The organism is Yersinia sp. 2553 StPb PI, from assembly GCF_052217105.1.
GTDB classification, from domain to species: Bacteria; Pseudomonadota; Gammaproteobacteria; order Enterobacterales; family Enterobacteriaceae; genus Yersinia; species Yersinia enterocolitica_E.
The window spans coordinates 493,052-509,674 of sequence record NZ_JAZGPX010000002.1 but is presented as its reverse complement, the minus strand read 5'-3'; the positions used below and the strand labels follow the sequence as shown (position 1 = coordinate 509,674).

Genomic DNA, 16,623 nt, shown 5'->3' with positions numbered 1-16,623 from the left:
CTCAGAACGAGGCCAGCCATAAACGCAGTTTCATGCCCCAATAGCTGCTCCATCCGCTGGTATTTTGTACCATTTTGCCTTGATAAAGGATCACTAACGTCGGTGTAACACTGACTTGCCACTGCGCTGACAACTCGCCGCGTGGGTCATTTATCACCGGTAACCGGTAGCCTTTTTTGGTCAGCCAGCGCTCAAGCTGTGGTGCTTCACCAGAGCGTAGTGCCACTGTCATCACATTCTCCCCCTCCTGCACCAATTGATTGACACTGGGGCTGGTGAATTTACACACGCCGCACCATGTTGCCCAAAAATAGATGAGCAACGGTTTGTCCTGGCTCATCGCCTTTAGCGAGACAGTCTGGCCCTCCAGGGTTTGTAATGACACATCGCCCCAATCAGCAGGTACCTGCGGGCTACGCAACCAATCCATCGCCAAAGAGACCACCGTGACCAGTACCAGCAGAATAACCAGCTCTTTACCCCACCGCTTCAAGCGACTCATTTACCCGCCTTAGCCAGTTGCTGCTTCACTATCTCCTCCAGTTGCTCATAGGAAATAGCACCTGGGATCATCTGATTACCAATCAAAGTGGCAGGTGTGCCTTGGATACCCAGTTGATCCGCTAATTTCAGGTTGGTACGCAACACATTCAAGCTCTGCTCGCTTGGTGCTACCGGCGTAACACCGGTTTTTTTCTGCGCCGCGGCAATACTGTCAGCATCGTGGAAACCTTTTTTCGCCATCAAGCGCTGATGAAATGGCAGAAATTGATTCGGATGTTGTTGCCACAGTGTCAACGCCAACCGTGCACTGGTCACCGAGCTTTCCCCTTTAAACGGTAGCGGTTTTATCACCACCGCCACTTGCGGGTACTCCTTCACTACCTTTTCCAGCAACGGATCAAAAGTTTTACAAAATGGGCAGTTGTAATCGGTAAATGAAACCAATGTCAGGGCTGGAGTTGCAGCCCCGAAACGTGGGCTACCAGGGTCTTGGAACAGCGCCTGCTTATTGGCTGCGATAAATTGATCCATTTGCTGCCCTTGCGCTTCATTAGCTTGCTGTTGCAAGGCATTGATGGATTGTTCAAGAATGTCTGGATTGGCGACCAGCGTTTCACGGATTAACGCTTTAATCCGCACTTCCTGCTCCGGCGTAAAAGGTGCAGCCGCCCACAGTGAGGTCGAGATCAGCGCTAACAACACAACCATGATAATTTTCATTCTTTATTTCCTTTAGCATCGGCCAAAATTTTTAATAACACGTCACGGTCCAACAGTGGCGAGAGCACCACACCCTGTGGTTGCTGTGGCCCATAAATTTGATTAAATGGGATTGCGACACTGCCGCGCTGGCGCAAAAACTCAGTAATATCAGCAGAAGGTCGCGTCCAGTCACCGCGTAACGCCACCACATCAGGTGCTTGCAACGCCTGCTGCACATCGTCACGCATCAGGACGTGTATTTTGTTAACTTTACAGGTCACACACCAATCGGCAGTGACATCGACAAACACCCGCTTATGCTCCATCAAGGCTTTCTTAATGGCTGATTCAGTTAATGGCTGCCACGGGATGGTGTCATGTAGCGGTTTGCGCCATAGATTAGCCGTCAGCGAACCCGCCAACAGTAATCCGCCGATAATCAACACCCCGATTAAGCTGACGATTGCGGCAACACGCACGCCATAGCGCCAGCCAATTGCCAGTAATAGCGCTAACAGCAACACTCCGCTAATCACCATCACCAGTTGTGAGCCAATATGGCTCACCATCAGGCTCAGTAACCACAGACTTGATGCCAGCATCAGCCCCCCCATCCCGATACGCAGACGGTTCATCCAACGACCTGGACGGGGCAAAAACAGCACCAATCTAGGCCATAGCGCCACCGCCAACCACGGCAGGCTCATACCAACCCCCAGGGCGGTAAATATGCCCCACAGCGCCGGTAAAGGGGCGGCCAGTGCAAAGGCTACCGCCGTCCCCAGAAATGGCGCGGAACACGGGGTTGCCAGTAGCGTCGCCAATGCGCCCTGTCCAAAGTGGCCGGCCAAACCGCGAGCCCCCGATTGCTCCACACGAGGCGCGGCAATACGGCTATTGAGCGATGAGGAGAGGTTAATTTCGAACAAGCCGAACAGGTTGGCCGTAAAGAGTGCGGTAACCAACACCATAAAGCCGATAAACCAAGGGCTTTGGAACTGAATTCCCCAGCCAAGGGCATGATTACCTAAACGCAAGGCGGTCATCAGTAATGCCAACAACCAAAACGAAGTCACAATCCCAGCAGACGATGCCAGAAACTGCCAACGAATCTGACGGCGGGTTTGCTGCCCAGTCTGCAAAATAGACCCCAGTTTCATTGCAAGGACCGGAAGCACACAAGGCATCAGATTAAGAATAAATCCGCCCGCCAGCGCCATCACTATCCAAGACCAAAAACGAGTGGAGGATTGCGGTAAAGTGAGCGCTTGCCCAATGGTCACCGTGGTCTCTTGCGCCAGACCCGCATCAGTAATCACCATCGTCAGGGGTTTACCACGTAGATCCCCCACGCCCTCCCCCCAACCATCAGTCGCAGGAACCCGTACCGATAACTGATTACCCTGCACACTGACCAGCGGTTTACCGAGATCCACGTCCGCCAAGGTATCGAAGAACAACTCGGGCTGTTGCCAACCTTCGTCACGCACCGCCAGAATTTGCACCTCGCCATGATCAAAACCAGCTTGGATCTGTTGGGTCAGGGCATTGGCAATGGGTACCTGCCCCATCGCCTGGGCAAAATCATGTTGGAATTGCTGTTGGTTTTCGCCACTTAACGGCGAGGAAAGATCGATGCTAAACGGGTAGTCAGTCAAAATGCAGACATTGCTACAGGTCGATAGGGTCAAGATGCCACTTAGCGTTTTGGGTGCCTTAGCGGAAATGACGATCGGCAACATGGCCTGCTCGTGATAGCCCTGAGTAGAGATACCAGAAACATCAAACCGTTGTGGTACAGGCCAGTACCATTTTACCGCATCAAGAGCGGTGATCCAGACAATGGTCGGTGCAATGCCCCCTTCACCCGGTGAGCGCCAATAGGTTTTCCAGCCTTTCTCCAGTTGAACGGAAAGTAACAGGCGGGTTTCACCGCTCGTTGAAGGTTCGGCACGAATCCGCACCTTAGCATGTGAGTTTTGTGGGCTGACCAACCAGCCGCTGTCTGCCGCCCAAAGGGTGGGCATCCATAGCAGTAACAGACAGAACAACGCTGTCTTGCTTAAATTGAACATGATTCTTCTCCAGAAATAGATTAATCACAGCAACCCCAAGGGATGCCGTAGTTATGCCAAAAGCATCTCTATTCCCGGAAAATGCACAATCGCAGATGCACCCTCAAACGGCTGGGTGATATCACTCGGGGTGGTGGAAACCTCATGCGGGTCGGGATCACCGGCCCCAATAGCAAGAGTAATAAACCCAGAGAAAAAATCGCTAATTCGAACAGAACAGGCGGGGATGCCAACAGGGATTTGGCACTTAGCTCACAAGGGGTGGGTGCCTCATCAGCATCGGCAGCAACCTGTGATGATGATGTCTGAAGGAGGTTTTTTTCCAACGCGTGCAGGCTGGCGATGCGTTGTGTCATACAAACTAATATGACCAAGCAAGCCAGGCAGAGGAACCACTTTGCCGCGCGCTGTTGTTTAACCATTATTCGTGTTTAACCATTATCCGTATTTAATTCTAATCCATATAATTCATCAGTAAAATTGATAAATTAGTCTCATTCAAGACCGAGCGCCCATCTTAGCGGCATAATCAAGATTATCAATGTCTGAACTTAAACAATCACTCAAAGTGACATTTAATTACAAACGTAGTTAACAAAAAAAACATAATCTGACGGTATGGGTCGCCCACATTTGCGCGTATCATATTGGTAGCCTGCATCTATTGCCGGGTACTTTATGAATTTCCACAGTATCGCCTCCACAGCGAAGGACCGGTTATATGCAACCTTTGAACGGCCCAAGTGTGCCGATTGCCAATGATCGCAATGTCGCACCGACCAAAATACCTCATCAGGGCCAAGTGGAAGATCAGGCACTTACCCCTGCGCAACGCACTACGCTGGAGAAGCTAATTGTGCGGATCATGGCCCTTAGCCCAATCAAATCTGCTGAGATCTGGGCCGGTCTGCGTCATGATTTATCCTTGGGTAGCACTAGCGACTTACTGGCACGCCACTTCCAGCCCGCTGAGCAATTGCTGCAAACCCGTCTGGCGCAGGCACAGGAAAATCATGCCAATCACCAGTTGCGCCAACAACTGACCGAACTGCTGCCTCAAGGCAACAACCGGCAAGCTGTCAGTGATTTTATCCGTCAGCACTTTGGTCATACTGTATTAAGTCAGTTAAGCCATTCAGAGTTACAACAAGTTCTGGTGCTGCTGCAATCCGGGACACTGAATATTCCACAGCCACAACTGGCAACAATAACTGATCGGCCGTTACTGCCGGCGGAGCATCAGAATATTCAATCGCTAGTAGCAAAACTTAGTGCCGCAACCGGCGAGCAACCGGCCAAAATATGGCAGGCATTATTTGATATGGTGGGGGTGAAAAGTAATGATCCGTTACCTGCACGCCATTTCCAGATACTCAGCCAGTTTTTACAGACCAAAGTGGCACTCAGCCAGCAAACAGCACCTACATTGGTTAACTTGCAAACCGCGTTGAAACAGCCCGCTGATGCGCAGGAACAACAATTATTAATTGATTACAGCCAGAGTCGCTTCCAGGCCAGTCCCACCACGCCGCTGACGCAAGCGCAGTTGAACGACATTATCAATGTCCTGTTTACCGCCAGATTGGATCGGGCCAATGCAGCCCAACGTTTAGCAGAAGATCAAAAAATTCTGCAACCAGTGATTAACCCGCTAATTGCCGCCTTACCTCAATCATTACAGCCATTGTTGCAAAAACCGTCACTGGCATTTGTGGCGCTGATCATAGTGATGGTCTTTTTGTTGGCTATCTTCTTCTAATGACCGATGTCGGCTCAGGTTATTTCCCGCTGAGCCGCGCCTGTGACTATCATAATAACCACCAGCCAACCAGAGCACTCCACAACAAAAATGGTAGTGAGTAAGCATGGAATTTTAACCAAATGGCCGGCTCTGCCGCCATTCTCAGCGCAATTAAATTAGCCATAGAACCCAACACAAAACCAAAACCACCAATATTGACCGCATAAGCCACCAGCGCGCTGGAAGGCAGATAATTAAGCAGCAATATTGTGGCGGGGACATTACTGATCAGTTGCGATAGGCCAATAGCCAAAATATAGGCGGCAGCCGTAGACAATGTTTTGATTTCACCGAACAGCGATTGTAAAGCAGGTAATTCCGTCAGTAGGCGCACGTCAATAAACATCGCCATAAAGACCACAATCAAGCTCCAGTCAATGGCCAGTAACACCCGCCGCGCCAATAGCAATAAACCGGCAAAAACGATAAGTAGCCCATAACCTGCCCAGCCCAAATCCACGCAGATAATAAAAATCACATACAGCGCCAAACAACTCAGCAACAGGCGGAACTGGTAAGGATAAATCGGGCTTGAGGCCTGTTTCTTTATCTTACGCGCCGGGAAACGCCACCATGTTACCGCGAATAATGTCAGCAGAATAATGGCTGCTAAAGGTGCCATTTGGCGAGTAAAACCGATAAAAGAGAGTTCGGAACGGCTCCATAACAGAATATTTTGTGGGTTGCCGATCGGTGTTAATAGCGACCCGGCATTGACTGCCAGCGCCGAGAAAATGATCAGACGAGAAACCGGCAGAGACGATATTTTTTTCAACGTCAAAATCAGTGGAATGATGATAAATAGCGCCACATCATTGGTTAGAAAGGATGACAACAGCGCCGCGGCTAAGACTAAAAACAGCGCCAGATGCCGCTCAGTGTGGAGTGTATTAATAATTTTCCGGCCAATAAAATCGAAGTAACCGCTAACCTCAACCCCTTTAGTCAGTAGCATTAATCCCAATAAAGTAACAATGGTGGTCCAGTCAATAAACTGTGGAAAGGAGACAATTTGGGCCGGCATTAAGACGGTTAACCCTATCCCAAAGATCAATAGAATATGTAATAGACGATCTTCCAGAAAAGGTCTGAATAGTGTTTTTACTGCTCGCTGAGTCGTGGCAAATAATGTCATCAGAAAATCTACAAACGGCCTGGGGCTGACAAAGAGAGATTACGTTAGCGTAGCCTATCATTTTATGCCAGCCCCTATTATCTACTGGCTGCCGCAACCTGCGGCGAGGTAGTGTGAACTTAACTTTGCGTGTTGTGTTTTATCGCTTTTCTGAAATCATCCATTGAACAGAACCCGTTAGCATCAATCGGACAGCCCTTAATTTCCAGCGTGACACGTTTTGGTGGTGCCTGAAGGGTCAGCGGCGTCTTATTACGAATTTGCTCAGTCGACAGATAGATATATTCGATCTTCATCATATCTTTATTTTGTTTCGTATCTTTCCAGCGCTCAAATACCACTTTGCCGCTGATTGGCGTTTTCTCATATTGGTCTGGCAATTGGTACTCTTTAGTCTTAAGGGCTGCCAACAATGATGCAATATTAGAGTCATGCCCAACCAATACCGCCAATTTAGCTTTCTGCGCTGCTAATTCATTAGGCGTTTTCTCACCGACGGGATCAAGAGCAGCACTGATAAAACCGACTAACTTCTCAGCCGCATTATCCGCAATGGCAGGAGAACCAAATAACGTCTCATGGTAGAGATTTTTGATATCGATTAATTTACGCCACTCTTCCGCTGACTGAATCCGTCCCCAAGCCACATCTTTAATCGGAAAACCCTCGTAATATTGCAGCATAAACGCATCTGATGCACCGGTACCTAATTTTAACGGGCCGGTAATGCCTGGCTCTTTATTTTGTACCAATACAATATTGGTTGGCTGGGTACTCCAGTCACATTTCTTATCCGTTAAACAGGCGGGTGATTTTTTATAATCCAATACGCGGGAAAGTAAGTCGTAATTAGGCTGTAAACGTTTATTCAGCCCTTCGACCCCACCCGGCCCGGCGTGTTGATTAATCGATGCCAAGGCTTTTTCTTTAAATTCTGGTGTGACATCTAGCGTGATGATCGGATTAAAAACCGGATCCATTTTGCCGATATCTTTTTGGTGCGCCACTGGCACATTACAACCAGGGAAAGCGCCGAATAAGAAATGCTGCGCGGTACCAATGGTCCTTGGCAAGCTGTTAGCATAAGTAAATACCGTGGTATCTGCCGGGCATCCTGCCGCTTTCAGCAATTTGGCATTAACCAGCCACTCGCGGAAATACCCCCCCATCATCGCCTCAAGCTCTGCCCCTTTCGGTGTCAGATACCCTCCTGGGGTGGTCCATTGTGGCCATTTATCTGGTGTCGCACTGGAAAGCATATCGCCATAATTAACTAAAGGTGCGCGTATACCATGCCGGCTCATCACCAGCACTTGTTCAAGTTTATAGTTGTCACTTTTATCCTGTGCTACAACATGGGTTGACGCTGGCAAGAGTAGCGCTAATAGTGTCAGGGTGTATGCCGTCTTTATTTTTATCATCCTAATCTCCGTCATCCTGTTGATGGTAATAGTGTAAAAATAGATAGAAGAATAAATAGATTTTTCTATTGCTACAGATTTGTTACAACAAACATGATAGACAGAGATAACAGCTATAGTCGGAGTCTTGTCACAGTTCCGCTAATTGCTTCGTTACAACGTATCCGGGTGTTTCCGCATCGTTAAACTCTTATCCATACTCAGTGCTGATGTTTGCATAGGAATAAACTAATGAAAATTTTGGGTCTTATTGGCGGAATGAGTTGGGAGTCAACCATCCCTTATTACCGGATGATTAACCAGCAGGTTAAAGAACAACTTGGCGGTTTACACAGTGCCAAAATCATTCTCTACAGTGTCGACTTCCATGAGATTGAACAACTTCAGGCCAAGGGTGACTGGGAAACCGCAGCACAGTTGCTGTCTGATGCCGCCGTTTCATTAAAAAATGCCGGGGCTGACGTCATCGTGGTATGCACCAATACTATGCACAAAGTGGCTGATGACATTGAAGCGGCCAGCGGATTACCGTTATTGCATATCGCCGATGCCACTGCCGCACAAATTAAGCAGCAAGGGATCAATAAAATTGGCTTATTGGGTACCCGCTACACCATGGAACAAGATTTTTATCGGGGACGATTGACGCAAAAACACGGTATTGAGGTGATTACCCCCGATAGTATCGATCGCGAGATTGTTAACCGTATTATTTATGAAGAGCTGTGTCTGGGCGTTATCAGTGAAACTTCCCGTCAGGAATATCGCCGCATTATGGGCAAATTAGAACAGCAAGGCGTGCAAGGTATTATCTTTGGTTGCACTGAAATAACATTGTTGGTTAACGCACAAGACGCGAGCGTGCCGGTATTTGATACCACCGCAATACATGCCTGTGCGGCCGCAGAATATGCACTGAAATGCTAATGGTGATTATGCCCCATTTCCCATTTCCCAATGGCAGCAGAGCTTAACACCGCTTACTCCGGCCTCCCTTGCAAGGCTCAGCAATAGGCCGGGTAATAAAGGCTGCTACATCAATGCGCCATTACGTTCGAAAAATATCAACCGCTAATAATATTCCGTCCCGCCGCTTTTGAGTTATAGAGCATTTTATCTGCGCGAATTAATAGTTGTTCCTGTGCTTCATTTTGCCCCAGCTCCACCACACCTAAACTCATTGTCACATTGATATTCCCTTCCACGGGCATGGTTTCGATACGTTGCCTGATTTTCTCGGCGATACATTTAGCCTCATTTAATTGCGTGTTAGGTAACACAATCATAAACTCATCGCCGCCCCAACGGCCTAAAACATCAATTTCCCTAATATTATTCCTAATCACATCAACAATATGCGTCAAGGTTAAGTCCCCAACAGAATGGCCATACTTATCATTAATAGATTTAAAATTGTCTAAATCCAACGAAAGCAATGACAACGGCTGGCAAAATCGTTTTGCGCGGTTATATTCGTGCTTGAGTACTTTTTCCAGCAAATAACGGTTAGCCGCAGAGGTTAATACATCTGTTTCAGATAGACTTTTTTTGATATCGAGTTGCTGTTGTAAGCGGAAATTGGTTTCGCGTAATTCAACGGTTCGCTCTTCGACTAACGCTTCCAGAGATTTATTCTTTAACTCTAACTTTTCCAGACGATGCTTTTTGTCATGGATATTACGGTGAGCGCCGATCATCCTCGATACTGAACCATCACTATTACGCTCAATTACCTTGCCGCGATCTTCAATCCACACATAGTCGCCATCATGAGTCCGGCAACGGTATTCAATCTGGTATCTCTCGGCCTGATTATTAATATAGGCATCAAACTGAAACATCACTCGGTCAAAATCATCTGGATGGATGATTTTCTCCCAAGTATGGACTGTATTTTCAAATGCATCGGCGGGATAGCCCAGCATTTCATACCAGCCAGTATTACGATAAACAAATCCATTGTTGGCATTCCAATCCCAGATACCATCACTTATCACTTCCAGAATTTCATGAACAACGCGCTCGTTTAAATCGGCAATCTTAACCTTCTGATCACTTGGATTATGGCTCATTGAACTACCCTGCTGTGTTGGTAAATTAAAAGACAAAAATAAAATTGTTTAATTATTGTTCTAATATTGTAATTGACGTTTTTGAGCAGGCAAGGATTTTTTAACTTCAAATTTGGCTTTAAAGGAATAAAAAACATTAAAAATAGCTGAAATTAGAGCTAACGCATTAATATTCAATCACCTACATTTTATAATGTTATTCACCTTGGTTATTGAGTATAAGATATTTTTATGAATAGTCAGTGATCAACTAGTCTTCTTTGATACAAAAAGATGAAATTACTAAAAAAGGTTAATCACCTGATGATTATAGTATTTTTCTGTAGAAGTGTTTATTTATAGCGAATAAAAAGGCCCGCGATTGCTCGCGGGCCTTAATGACTCAGTATCAATGAGCAGAAATATCTGCGATTGACCTTATTTCTGGTATTTACGCATGACCAGAGTGGCGTTAGTACCACCAAAACCGAAGCTGTTAGACATAACAGTAGTCAGTTCGCGCTGAGTTGGCTCAGTGATGATATTCATCCCTGCCGCTTTCTCATCCAGATTTTCAATATTGATGCTTGGTGCGATAAAGCCGTGCTCTACCATCAACAGGCTGAAGATAGCTTCATGCACACCCGCCGCACCCAGAGAGTGACCGGTCATGGCTTTTGTTGAGGAAATAGCTGGCGTGTTATCACCAAACACCTCACGAATCGCGCCTAGCTCTTTCACATCACCAACCGGTGTAGAAGTGCCATGTACGTTCATGTAGTCAATTGGTGTATCAACACCTGCCATTGCCATCTGCATGCAACGAACAGCACCTTCACCTGATGGTGCAACCATATCAGCACCATCAGAGGTTGCGCCGTAGCCAACAATCTCAGCGTAGATGTGAGCACCACGCGCCAGAGCATGCTCAAGTTCTTCAACCACCACCATACCGCCACCACCGGCGATTACGAAGCCATCACGGTCTTGATCATAAGTACGGGAAGCTTTAGCCGGAGTTTCATTGTATTTGGTCGACAACGCGCCCATGGCATCGAACTCGCAGGCCATTTCCCAGCACAGTTCTTCACCACCACCCGCAAACACTACATCCTGCTTGCCCAGTTGGATTAACTCCAAAGCATGGCCAATACAGTGCGCAGACGTCGCACAGGCAGAGCTGATTGAATAGTTAACACCTTTGATTTTAAAGGGGGTTGCCAGGCACGCGGACACACCAGATGCCATGGCTTTGGTCACCATATAAGGACCAACACCTTTCAAACCGCGCGGGGTACGCATTGCATCAGAACCGGCAACCTGATTACGGGGTGAACCACCACCGGAACCCACCACCAGCCCACTGCGGAAATTAGATACCTGATCGTCTGACAGGCCAGAGTCTGCTATCGCTTCTTCCATCGCAAGAAAAGCATAAATTGAGGCGTCGCTCATAAAACGCAGCACTTTGCGATCAATGAGGTCTTTAGGCTCAGATGCCAGCTTTACATCGCCCCATACGTGGCTACGCATACCTGCGTCTTTAAATTCCTGAGCGAAAGTAATGCCAGAGCGGCCTTCCTGCAAAGATGCCAGAACTTCCTGCTGGTTATTACCAATGCTGGAGACAATACCCAAGCCAGTAATTACTGCACGCTTCATTCAATACCTCTTCCACTTATTTTACATTCGGGATTTTGCAACGCACTTTAGCGTACAGTTGTACGCCGAACAAGTCCGATCAGCGTAATATACCCAGATAATTTTACGATTTGCACGCGGCCGGTCACATAGTTAGAATCGCCCTACCCCTTGAGATACGAGTCTTTCAACGTGAGCCATCCCCCAATCCAAACCGCGACATTAAGCTGGAATGAACAGGGTACACCTGTATCGGAACAGTTTGATGACATCTATTTTTCCAATGAAGATGGCCTGGAAGAGACTTACTACGTTTTTCTTAAGGGGAATGGCTTCCCTGAGCGTTTCATTCAACACCCGCGGGATAACTGCATTTTTGCCGAAACGGGCTTCGGGACTGGCTTAAATTTTCTGACATTATGGCGCGATTTCGCTCAGTTCAAACAGCAACACGCCAGTGCAAAACTCCAGCGATTACACTATATCAGCTTCGAAAAATACCCCCTACAGGTGGCAGATTTAGCTGCCGCCCATGACCGCTGGCCAGAACTGGCATTTTTTGCCGAACAATTGCGCGCGCAATGGCCGTTACCTCTTGCTGGCTGCCATCGTATTCTGCTAGCGCAGGGGAGTATCACTCTGGATCTGTGGTTTGGTGATGTCAATACCTTACTGCCCCAGTTGGATACCAGCCTGAATAATCAAGTAGATGCCTGGTTTCTTGATGGCTTTGCCCCGGCGAAAAACCCCGATATGTGGAATGATATGCTGTTCAATGCCATGGCGCGGATGGCAAGGCCGGGGGGCACTTTTGCCACATTTACTGCCGCCGGATTTGTTCGCCGTGGTTTGCAACAAGCAGGTTTTGACGTAGCTAAAGTGAAAGGTTTTGGGCAAAAACGTGAAATGCTCACGGGCAGATTGCCGCAAAGCATCGGGTCAGCCTCAGCGCCTTGGTACCATCGGCCAGCCGCGGTCCGTTGTGATGATATCGCGATCATTGGCGGCGGTATCGTCAGTGCATTGACAGCATTAGCCTTATTGCGCCGTGGGGCCAAGGTCACGCTCTATTGCGCCGATGCACAACCGGCGCAAGGTGCATCAGGTAACCGGCAAGGTGCGCTCTATCCCCTGCTAAACGGCAAAGATGATGCACTGGAAAACTTTTTCACCAGCGCATTTACCTTTGCCCGCCGCCAATATGATCAATTGTTAGCACAAGGCATTCATTTTGATCATCAATGGTGCGGTGTCAGCCAATTGGCATTTGATGAAAAAAGCCGTGGCAAGATTGATAAAATGCTGCAAATAAGCTGGCCGGTGTCATTCGCCGAAGCCATGAGCCGTGAACAGCTCAGTGCGCTCGCGGGGCTGGATTGCGCCCACGATGGTATACATTATCCCGCCGGAGGCTGGTTATGCCCATCAGACCTCACCACAGCGCTGCTGCTGCTGGCCCAACAAAAAGGCATGGCATGCCACTATCAGCATGAACTGAGTCAGTTAGAGCATGTTGACGGGCAATGGCAGCTCAGCTTCCAGCAACTCAGTGCCCAACCCATCGATAGCCAACAACACGATACCCAACAACCACTGACGGCGAAACAACATGCTACAGTGGTGCTGGCCACCGGCCACCGCTTAGCTGAGTGGCAACAAACCCAGCATCTGCCACTGTCAGCCGTGCGCGGGCAGGTCTCGCACATTCCCACGACCTCAGTACTCAGTCAGTTGCAGCAAGTGCTGTGCTATGACGGCTATCTGACGCCAGTGAACCCGGCTAACCAGCATCACTGTATTGGTGCCAGTTATCAGCGCGGCGATATTGCCACTGATTTTCGTGCCGATGAGCAGCAAGAGAACCGGGACCGCCTGTTACGCTGTCTGCCACAAGTAAATTGGCCGCATCAGGTTGATATCAGTGATAATCAAGCGCGCTGCGGGGTGCGTTGCGCTATTCGTGATCACTTACCGATGGTGGGCGCGGTACCGGATTATGCTGCAACACTGGCACAATATCAGGATCTGCCACGCAAAATTCAGCGTGGTGATGAGATAGCGCCAGCGCCGGTATGGCCGGAATTATTCATGGTGGGAGCTTTGGGGTCACGGGGGTTGTGCAGTGCGCCATTGGTGGCAGAAATTTTGGCCGCACAAATGTTTGGGGAACCGCAGCCATTAGATGCGCCGACGCTGGCGGCACTCAATCCCAATCGATTTTGGATTCGAAAATTGCTAAAAGGCAGGCCGGTACAACAGCGCGTTGCGAGGTTATCTTAGCGGGCAGCTCGCGGGGTGGCTTGCAGCGACGTCAAAGTCATTGGAGTCGCAGAGGCGAGGCCAAATAACGAACATCGCTACCCCCCCCGCGACTCCAGCAATGAACGCTATTTTATAGCTTGCTCAAGTAAACGATCCCATAAACCCAATACCAAAACCTGATCCGGTGGGGAAAGCTCCCCGGCTTTGATCGCTTTTTCCAGGCTGGTCTGCACGCGGGCATGTAACTGCTCAGCCGTATGTTCACCAAACTCTTCAGATTCTGCCACGGCTAGGGTCAGATGGCCGCGCAGATAGCCGCCGGCAAATAAATCATCATCACTGGCGTGCTCTACCATGTCATCAATCTGCGCTAATATGTGCGTTTCGAACTCTGCGATCATCAACTTTCCTCAATAACCCGTCATATTTCAAAGCGCAGGTGTGTTGGCAGCATTCATTAACCCGAATCACTTACCGTCGTGGGCTCATCGGAGGCTCACCCTGCGGGCCAGCGCAAGCGCTATTCAAAATGATTTACACCCAATTTGTATCTTGCTTGCCGCCTTCCTACACCTTGAAATCTATTGGGTTATATTCTATATCCAAAAATAATGGCGTTACAGCCAGGCTGCAAGCTACACGAGATCTTCCGGGTAAGGGAAAAGCGCGGCTACCAACGGCGGCGTATTGTAAAACGATTGTAGTGCCTGAATAAAGCCCGCAGATCGTGGGGATATACCGTTTTCTAAATTCCACAACACTTGTTCGCGTACTTTGCGCTGGAATGTTATGCGATCTGGCTCACAATCCCCCTCCAGGTTGTCGCAACTGACGTTGAAAGGGAAACCCGCCGCTACACAGAACATCCATTCCAGTGCCTGTGGCTTGATCTCAACCACTTCAAACTGGCTCTGGGTTAATGCATCACGCCCATCCGGGCAGTACCAATAACCAAAATCGACCAACTTGCGCCGCTCTTCACCGGCAATACACCAATGGGAGATCTCATGCATTCCGCTGGCATAATAACCATGGGCAAAAATCACCCGATGATAGGGAAATTCGTCATCGGCAGGCAGATAAATAGGCTCATCGTCACCTTTTACCAGCCGGGTATTATATTGGTCGCTAAAACAGGCATTAAAAACATCGATTAATTGCTGATAATCATGGGTCATACTTGGGTCCGTAAGAGCGGTATCGTCAGCGACAGTCAGGCTCACTGCTATTTTGACACCTTAAGTTATGCGAAAACGTGTAACCCCAACCAGGAGGAGATCTCAGAACCGTGGCTGTCATACAGCAGCTTGCAGCTCATTACGAATGACACCACGACAATCATTGGGCGGATTAATTTTTGGCCTTTGGTCAACACCATATGTGCACCAAGGCGTGCGCCCAACACCTGCCCTACTAGCATCACCAACCCGATACTCCACACTACTTTGCCGCCGACGATGAAGAAGGTCAGGCCACCCAAGTTGGAGGTAAAATTAAGCACTTTGGCATGAGCGGTAGATTTTGCCAGATTAAATCCGCACAGCGTCACAAAGGCCAGCGCATAGAAAGAACCGGCTCCGGGGCCAAAGAAACCATCATAAAAACCGACACCACCGCCAGCAATCAAGGCAAAGGGTAGTGCGGATAGACGGCGCTGCTGATCAACTTCACCCAGCTTGGGAGTGAGCAGAAAATAAACACCAATCCCTATCACCAGCAATGGCAGAATTTGCCGCAAAATATCGGCCCGCATATGCTGAACCAAAATAGCACCCAGCATTGAGCCGACCAGTGTTAGAGCAATGGTCAGCTTTTGCTCTTTTAAATTCACCGCCCCACGGCGGATAAAATAGAGGCTGGCGGATAATGCCCCGCCGACCGATTGCAATTTATTGGTCGCCAACGCCTGTGCCGGTGGTAATCCAACCGCCAGTAATGCCGGCACGGTGAGCAAGCCTCCGCCACCCGCAATGGAATCAATAAAACCCGCCAATAAGGCGACGACAAACAGTATCCCTAAAACCTCAGGGCCCAGCGTAAACCAATCCATGATTTATTCCGCAGCAAAATGCGCATTAAATAGTGCAAGTGATTGATTTTAATATTCTTATCACTTACAGCCCCTTTATTTTATCCGGTTTATTATCCGGTTTATTGTTCACTGCTAAAAGCGGAGTATACCTGTCAGTGTGGGCATTATAAAAGGATGAGTGGCGAAGTGAAGAAGTAAATATTTAGTATCTTATCGATCGGTTTCCGTAAAAACAGATTGAACTACCCATTCAATATACTGTATAAAAAACCAGTTACTTAATGAGGTATGAAATCATGAAAGTTGAACTGGTTTACGATAAGCGAAACGTGAAAGAGATACCAGGTGCCAATGAACTGATCCTGGCTGAACTAACCAAGCGCGTGCACCGTGTCTTCCCTAAAGCTGAGGTCAAGGTTAAGCCAATGCAAGCGAACGGTATCAATACCGACGCCAGCAAAGGTGATAAGGCTATTCTCAATCGACTGGTTGAGGAAATGTTTGATGAAGCAGATCAGTGGCTGGTTATCGATATTTAATTGAGGGGGGATTTATGCTGCGTGTCGAAGTGACTATAGATAAGCTGAACGCGAAGAGTTTTCCGGCTGGCTACACCAACGCACTTACCGAAGAATTAACGAATCGCCTTACCCGTAAATTTAGCGATTTTGACGTAAAAGTGAGGTTTGCAGGGGCTGATGGGTTAACGGTTCTTGGCGGATCCAGTGAGGATAAGGATACAGTCGAAGAGATTTTGAAGGATACGTGGGAAAGTGCTGATGATTGGTTCCAGCCTTAAGCCACCAGCCAATAATGCGAATGTATAGACCGGGCCATTAAGCCCGGTTTTGTATTTGGGTACCACCTCGATAGCCATCCCTCCCAACCATCCCCATGCGTGGGCATAGGCATGACTAGACCTATTCAGGGAAAATCATTGAAGTGTGGTAACTACTCGCTTAGTATTAACAATCTATTTTATATAATCACTGATTTTTT

General features: G+C 48.2%; 16 protein-coding genes. 5 read left to right on the top strand and 11 right to left on the bottom strand.

Features of this window, described 5'->3' with window-relative positions; all coding sequences use genetic code 11:
* Window position 1 precedes the first annotated feature (1 nt).
* The 4 genes from V2A84_RS03565 to V2A84_RS03550 all read right to left on the bottom strand — a co-directional run bounded on the left by V2A84_RS03565 (window position 2) and on the right by V2A84_RS03550 (window position 3,703).
* Window positions 2-502 carry a protein disulfide oxidoreductase gene (locus tag V2A84_RS03565; protein WP_083158226.1) on the bottom strand — a complete coding sequence of 167 codons (501 nt, stop codon included), beginning with the start codon at window positions 500-502 and terminating at the stop codon, window positions 2-4.
* Window positions 499-1,224, bottom strand: a complete 726-nt coding sequence (locus V2A84_RS03560; protein ID WP_083158225.1) for a DsbA family protein — start codon at window positions 1,222-1,224, stop codon at window positions 499-501. Before V2A84_RS03560 ends, V2A84_RS03565 begins: the two co-directional genes overlap by 4 nt.
* Window positions 1,221-3,281, bottom strand: a complete 2,061-nt coding sequence (locus V2A84_RS03555) for a protein-disulfide reductase DsbD family protein (protein WP_442848608.1) — start codon at window positions 3,279-3,281, stop codon at window positions 1,221-1,223. Before V2A84_RS03555 ends, V2A84_RS03560 begins: the two co-directional genes overlap by 4 nt.
* Window positions 3,282-3,349: 68 nt before the next feature.
* Window positions 3,350-3,703: a copper resistance protein gene (locus V2A84_RS03550; RefSeq protein WP_372559498.1), complete on the bottom strand. Its 354-nt coding sequence runs from the start codon at window positions 3,701-3,703 to the stop codon at window positions 3,350-3,352.
* Between the two features lie 299 nt (window positions 3,704-4,002).
* Between V2A84_RS03550 and flk the strand changes: the two genes are divergently transcribed.
* Window positions 4,003-5,040, top strand: coding sequence for a flagella biosynthesis regulator Flk (flk, locus tag V2A84_RS03545; protein WP_420072977.1), 1,038 nt, complete (start codon window positions 4,003-4,005; stop codon window positions 5,038-5,040).
* 49 nt (window positions 5,041-5,089) lie between these two features.
* Here flk and V2A84_RS03540 read toward each other — a convergent pair whose 3' ends face one another.
* Together V2A84_RS03540 and agp are read right to left on the bottom strand one after the other, a co-directional pair.
* The gene (locus V2A84_RS03540) at window positions 5,090-6,217 is read right to left on the bottom strand and encodes an SLC13 family permease (protein ID WP_420072978.1); all 1,128 of its coding nucleotides are present in this window, start codon (window positions 6,215-6,217) and stop codon (window positions 5,090-5,092) included.
* A 119-nt stretch (window positions 6,218-6,336) separates the two neighbouring features.
* Window positions 6,337-7,638 carry a bifunctional glucose-1-phosphatase/inositol phosphatase gene (gene agp / locus V2A84_RS03535; protein ID WP_083158220.1) on the bottom strand — a complete coding sequence of 434 codons (1,302 nt, stop codon included), beginning with the start codon at window positions 7,636-7,638 and terminating at the stop codon, window positions 6,337-6,339.
* A 231-nt stretch (window positions 7,639-7,869) separates the two neighbouring features.
* Between agp and V2A84_RS03530 the strand changes: the two genes are divergently transcribed.
* Window positions 7,870-8,565: an aspartate/glutamate racemase family protein gene (locus V2A84_RS03530; protein ID WP_083158219.1), complete on the top strand. Its 696-nt coding sequence runs from the start codon at window positions 7,870-7,872 to the stop codon at window positions 8,563-8,565.
* Between the two features lie 137 nt (window positions 8,566-8,702).
* Here the strand turns inward: V2A84_RS03530 and V2A84_RS03525 are convergent, their stop codons facing one another.
* Together V2A84_RS03525 and fabB are read right to left on the bottom strand one after the other, a co-directional pair.
* Window positions 8,703-9,710, bottom strand: a complete 1,008-nt coding sequence (locus tag V2A84_RS03525; protein WP_083158218.1) for a sensor domain-containing diguanylate cyclase — start codon at window positions 9,708-9,710, stop codon at window positions 8,703-8,705.
* Between the two features lie 417 nt (window positions 9,711-10,127).
* Window positions 10,128-11,351, bottom strand: coding sequence for a beta-ketoacyl-ACP synthase I (gene fabB / locus V2A84_RS03520; RefSeq protein WP_083158217.1), 1,224 nt, complete (start codon window positions 11,349-11,351; stop codon window positions 10,128-10,130).
* 171 nt (window positions 11,352-11,522) lie between these two features.
* Between fabB and mnmC the strand changes: the two genes are divergently transcribed.
* A complete protein-coding gene (gene mnmC, locus V2A84_RS03515; RefSeq protein ID WP_442848607.1) occupies window positions 11,523-13,610 on the top strand; it encodes a bifunctional tRNA (5-methylaminomethyl-2-thiouridine)(34)-methyltransferase MnmD/FAD-dependent 5-carboxymethylaminomethyl-2-thiouridine(34) oxidoreductase MnmC in 2,088 nt (695 codons plus the stop codon).
* A 107-nt stretch (window positions 13,611-13,717) separates the two neighbouring features.
* Here mnmC and V2A84_RS03510 read toward each other — a convergent pair whose 3' ends face one another.
* The 3 genes from V2A84_RS03510 to V2A84_RS03500 all read right to left on the bottom strand — a co-directional run bounded on the left by V2A84_RS03510 (window position 13,718) and on the right by V2A84_RS03500 (window position 15,642).
* On the bottom strand, window positions 13,718-13,993 hold the full coding sequence (locus V2A84_RS03510; protein ID WP_005183422.1) for a YfcL family protein: 276 nt from the start codon (window positions 13,991-13,993) through the stop codon (window positions 13,718-13,720).
* Window positions 13,994-14,227: 234 nt separating this feature from the next.
* A complete protein-coding gene (locus tag V2A84_RS03505; protein WP_083158215.1) occupies window positions 14,228-14,770 on the bottom strand; it encodes an elongation factor P hydroxylase in 543 nt (180 codons plus the stop codon).
* Window positions 14,771-14,835: 65 nt separating this feature from the next.
* A complete protein-coding gene (locus tag V2A84_RS03500; protein WP_442848606.1) occupies window positions 14,836-15,642 on the bottom strand; it encodes a sulfite exporter TauE/SafE family protein in 807 nt (268 codons plus the stop codon).
* Window positions 15,643-15,920: 278 nt separating this feature from the next.
* Between V2A84_RS03500 and V2A84_RS03495 the strand changes: the two genes are divergently transcribed.
* Both V2A84_RS03495 and V2A84_RS03490 read left to right on the top strand, forming a co-directional pair.
* On the top strand, window positions 15,921-16,163 hold the full coding sequence (locus tag V2A84_RS03495) for a DinI family protein (RefSeq protein ID WP_049607882.1): 243 nt from the start codon (window positions 15,921-15,923) through the stop codon (window positions 16,161-16,163).
* A gap of 17 nt (window positions 16,164-16,180) precedes the next feature.
* Window positions 16,181-16,423: a DinI-like family protein gene (locus tag V2A84_RS03490; protein ID WP_442849110.1), complete on the top strand. Its 243-nt coding sequence runs from the start codon at window positions 16,181-16,183 to the stop codon at window positions 16,421-16,423.
* Window positions 16,424-16,623: the final 200 nt, after the last annotated feature.

Bases quoted from the DNA above. Each gene is read 5' to 3' on its own strand.
- V2A84_RS03550 (WP_372559498.1), bottom strand. From the start codon at position 3,703: ATGGTTAAACAACAGCGCGCGGCAAAGTGGTTCCTCTGCCTGGCTTGC.
- V2A84_RS03500 (WP_442848606.1), bottom strand. From the start codon at position 15,642: ATGGATTGGTTTACGCTGGGCCCTGAGGTTTTAGGGATACTGTTTGTC.
- V2A84_RS03495 (WP_049607882.1), top strand. From the start codon at position 15,921: ATGAAAGTTGAACTGGTTTACGATAAGCGAAACGTGAAAGAGATACCA.
- V2A84_RS03540 (WP_420072978.1), bottom strand. From the start codon at position 6,217: ATGACATTATTTGCCACGACTCAGCGAGCAGTAAAAACACTATTCAGA.
- V2A84_RS03555 (WP_442848608.1), bottom strand. From the start codon at position 3,281: ATGTTCAATTTAAGCAAGACAGCGTTGTTCTGTCTGTTACTGCTATGG.
- flk (WP_420072977.1), top strand. From the start codon at position 4,003: ATGCAACCTTTGAACGGCCCAAGTGTGCCGATTGCCAATGATCGCAAT.
- V2A84_RS03565 (WP_083158226.1), bottom strand. From the start codon at position 502: ATGAGTCGCTTGAAGCGGTGGGGTAAAGAGCTGGTTATTCTGCTGGTA.
- V2A84_RS03525 (WP_083158218.1), bottom strand. From the start codon at position 9,710: ATGAGCCATAATCCAAGTGATCAGAAGGTTAAGATTGCCGATTTAAAC.
- V2A84_RS03510 (WP_005183422.1), bottom strand. From the start codon at position 13,993: ATGATCGCAGAGTTCGAAACGCACATATTAGCGCAGATTGATGACATG.
- V2A84_RS03530 (WP_083158219.1), top strand. From the start codon at position 7,870: ATGAAAATTTTGGGTCTTATTGGCGGAATGAGTTGGGAGTCAACCATC.
- V2A84_RS03505 (WP_083158215.1), bottom strand. From the start codon at position 14,770: ATGACCCATGATTATCAGCAATTAATCGATGTTTTTAATGCCTGTTTT.
- fabB (WP_083158217.1), bottom strand. From the start codon at position 11,351: ATGAAGCGTGCAGTAATTACTGGCTTGGGTATTGTCTCCAGCATTGGT.
- agp (WP_083158220.1), bottom strand. From the start codon at position 7,638: ATGATAAAAATAAAGACGGCATACACCCTGACACTATTAGCGCTACTC.
- V2A84_RS03560 (WP_083158225.1), bottom strand. From the start codon at position 1,224: ATGAAAATTATCATGGTTGTGTTGTTAGCGCTGATCTCGACCTCACTG.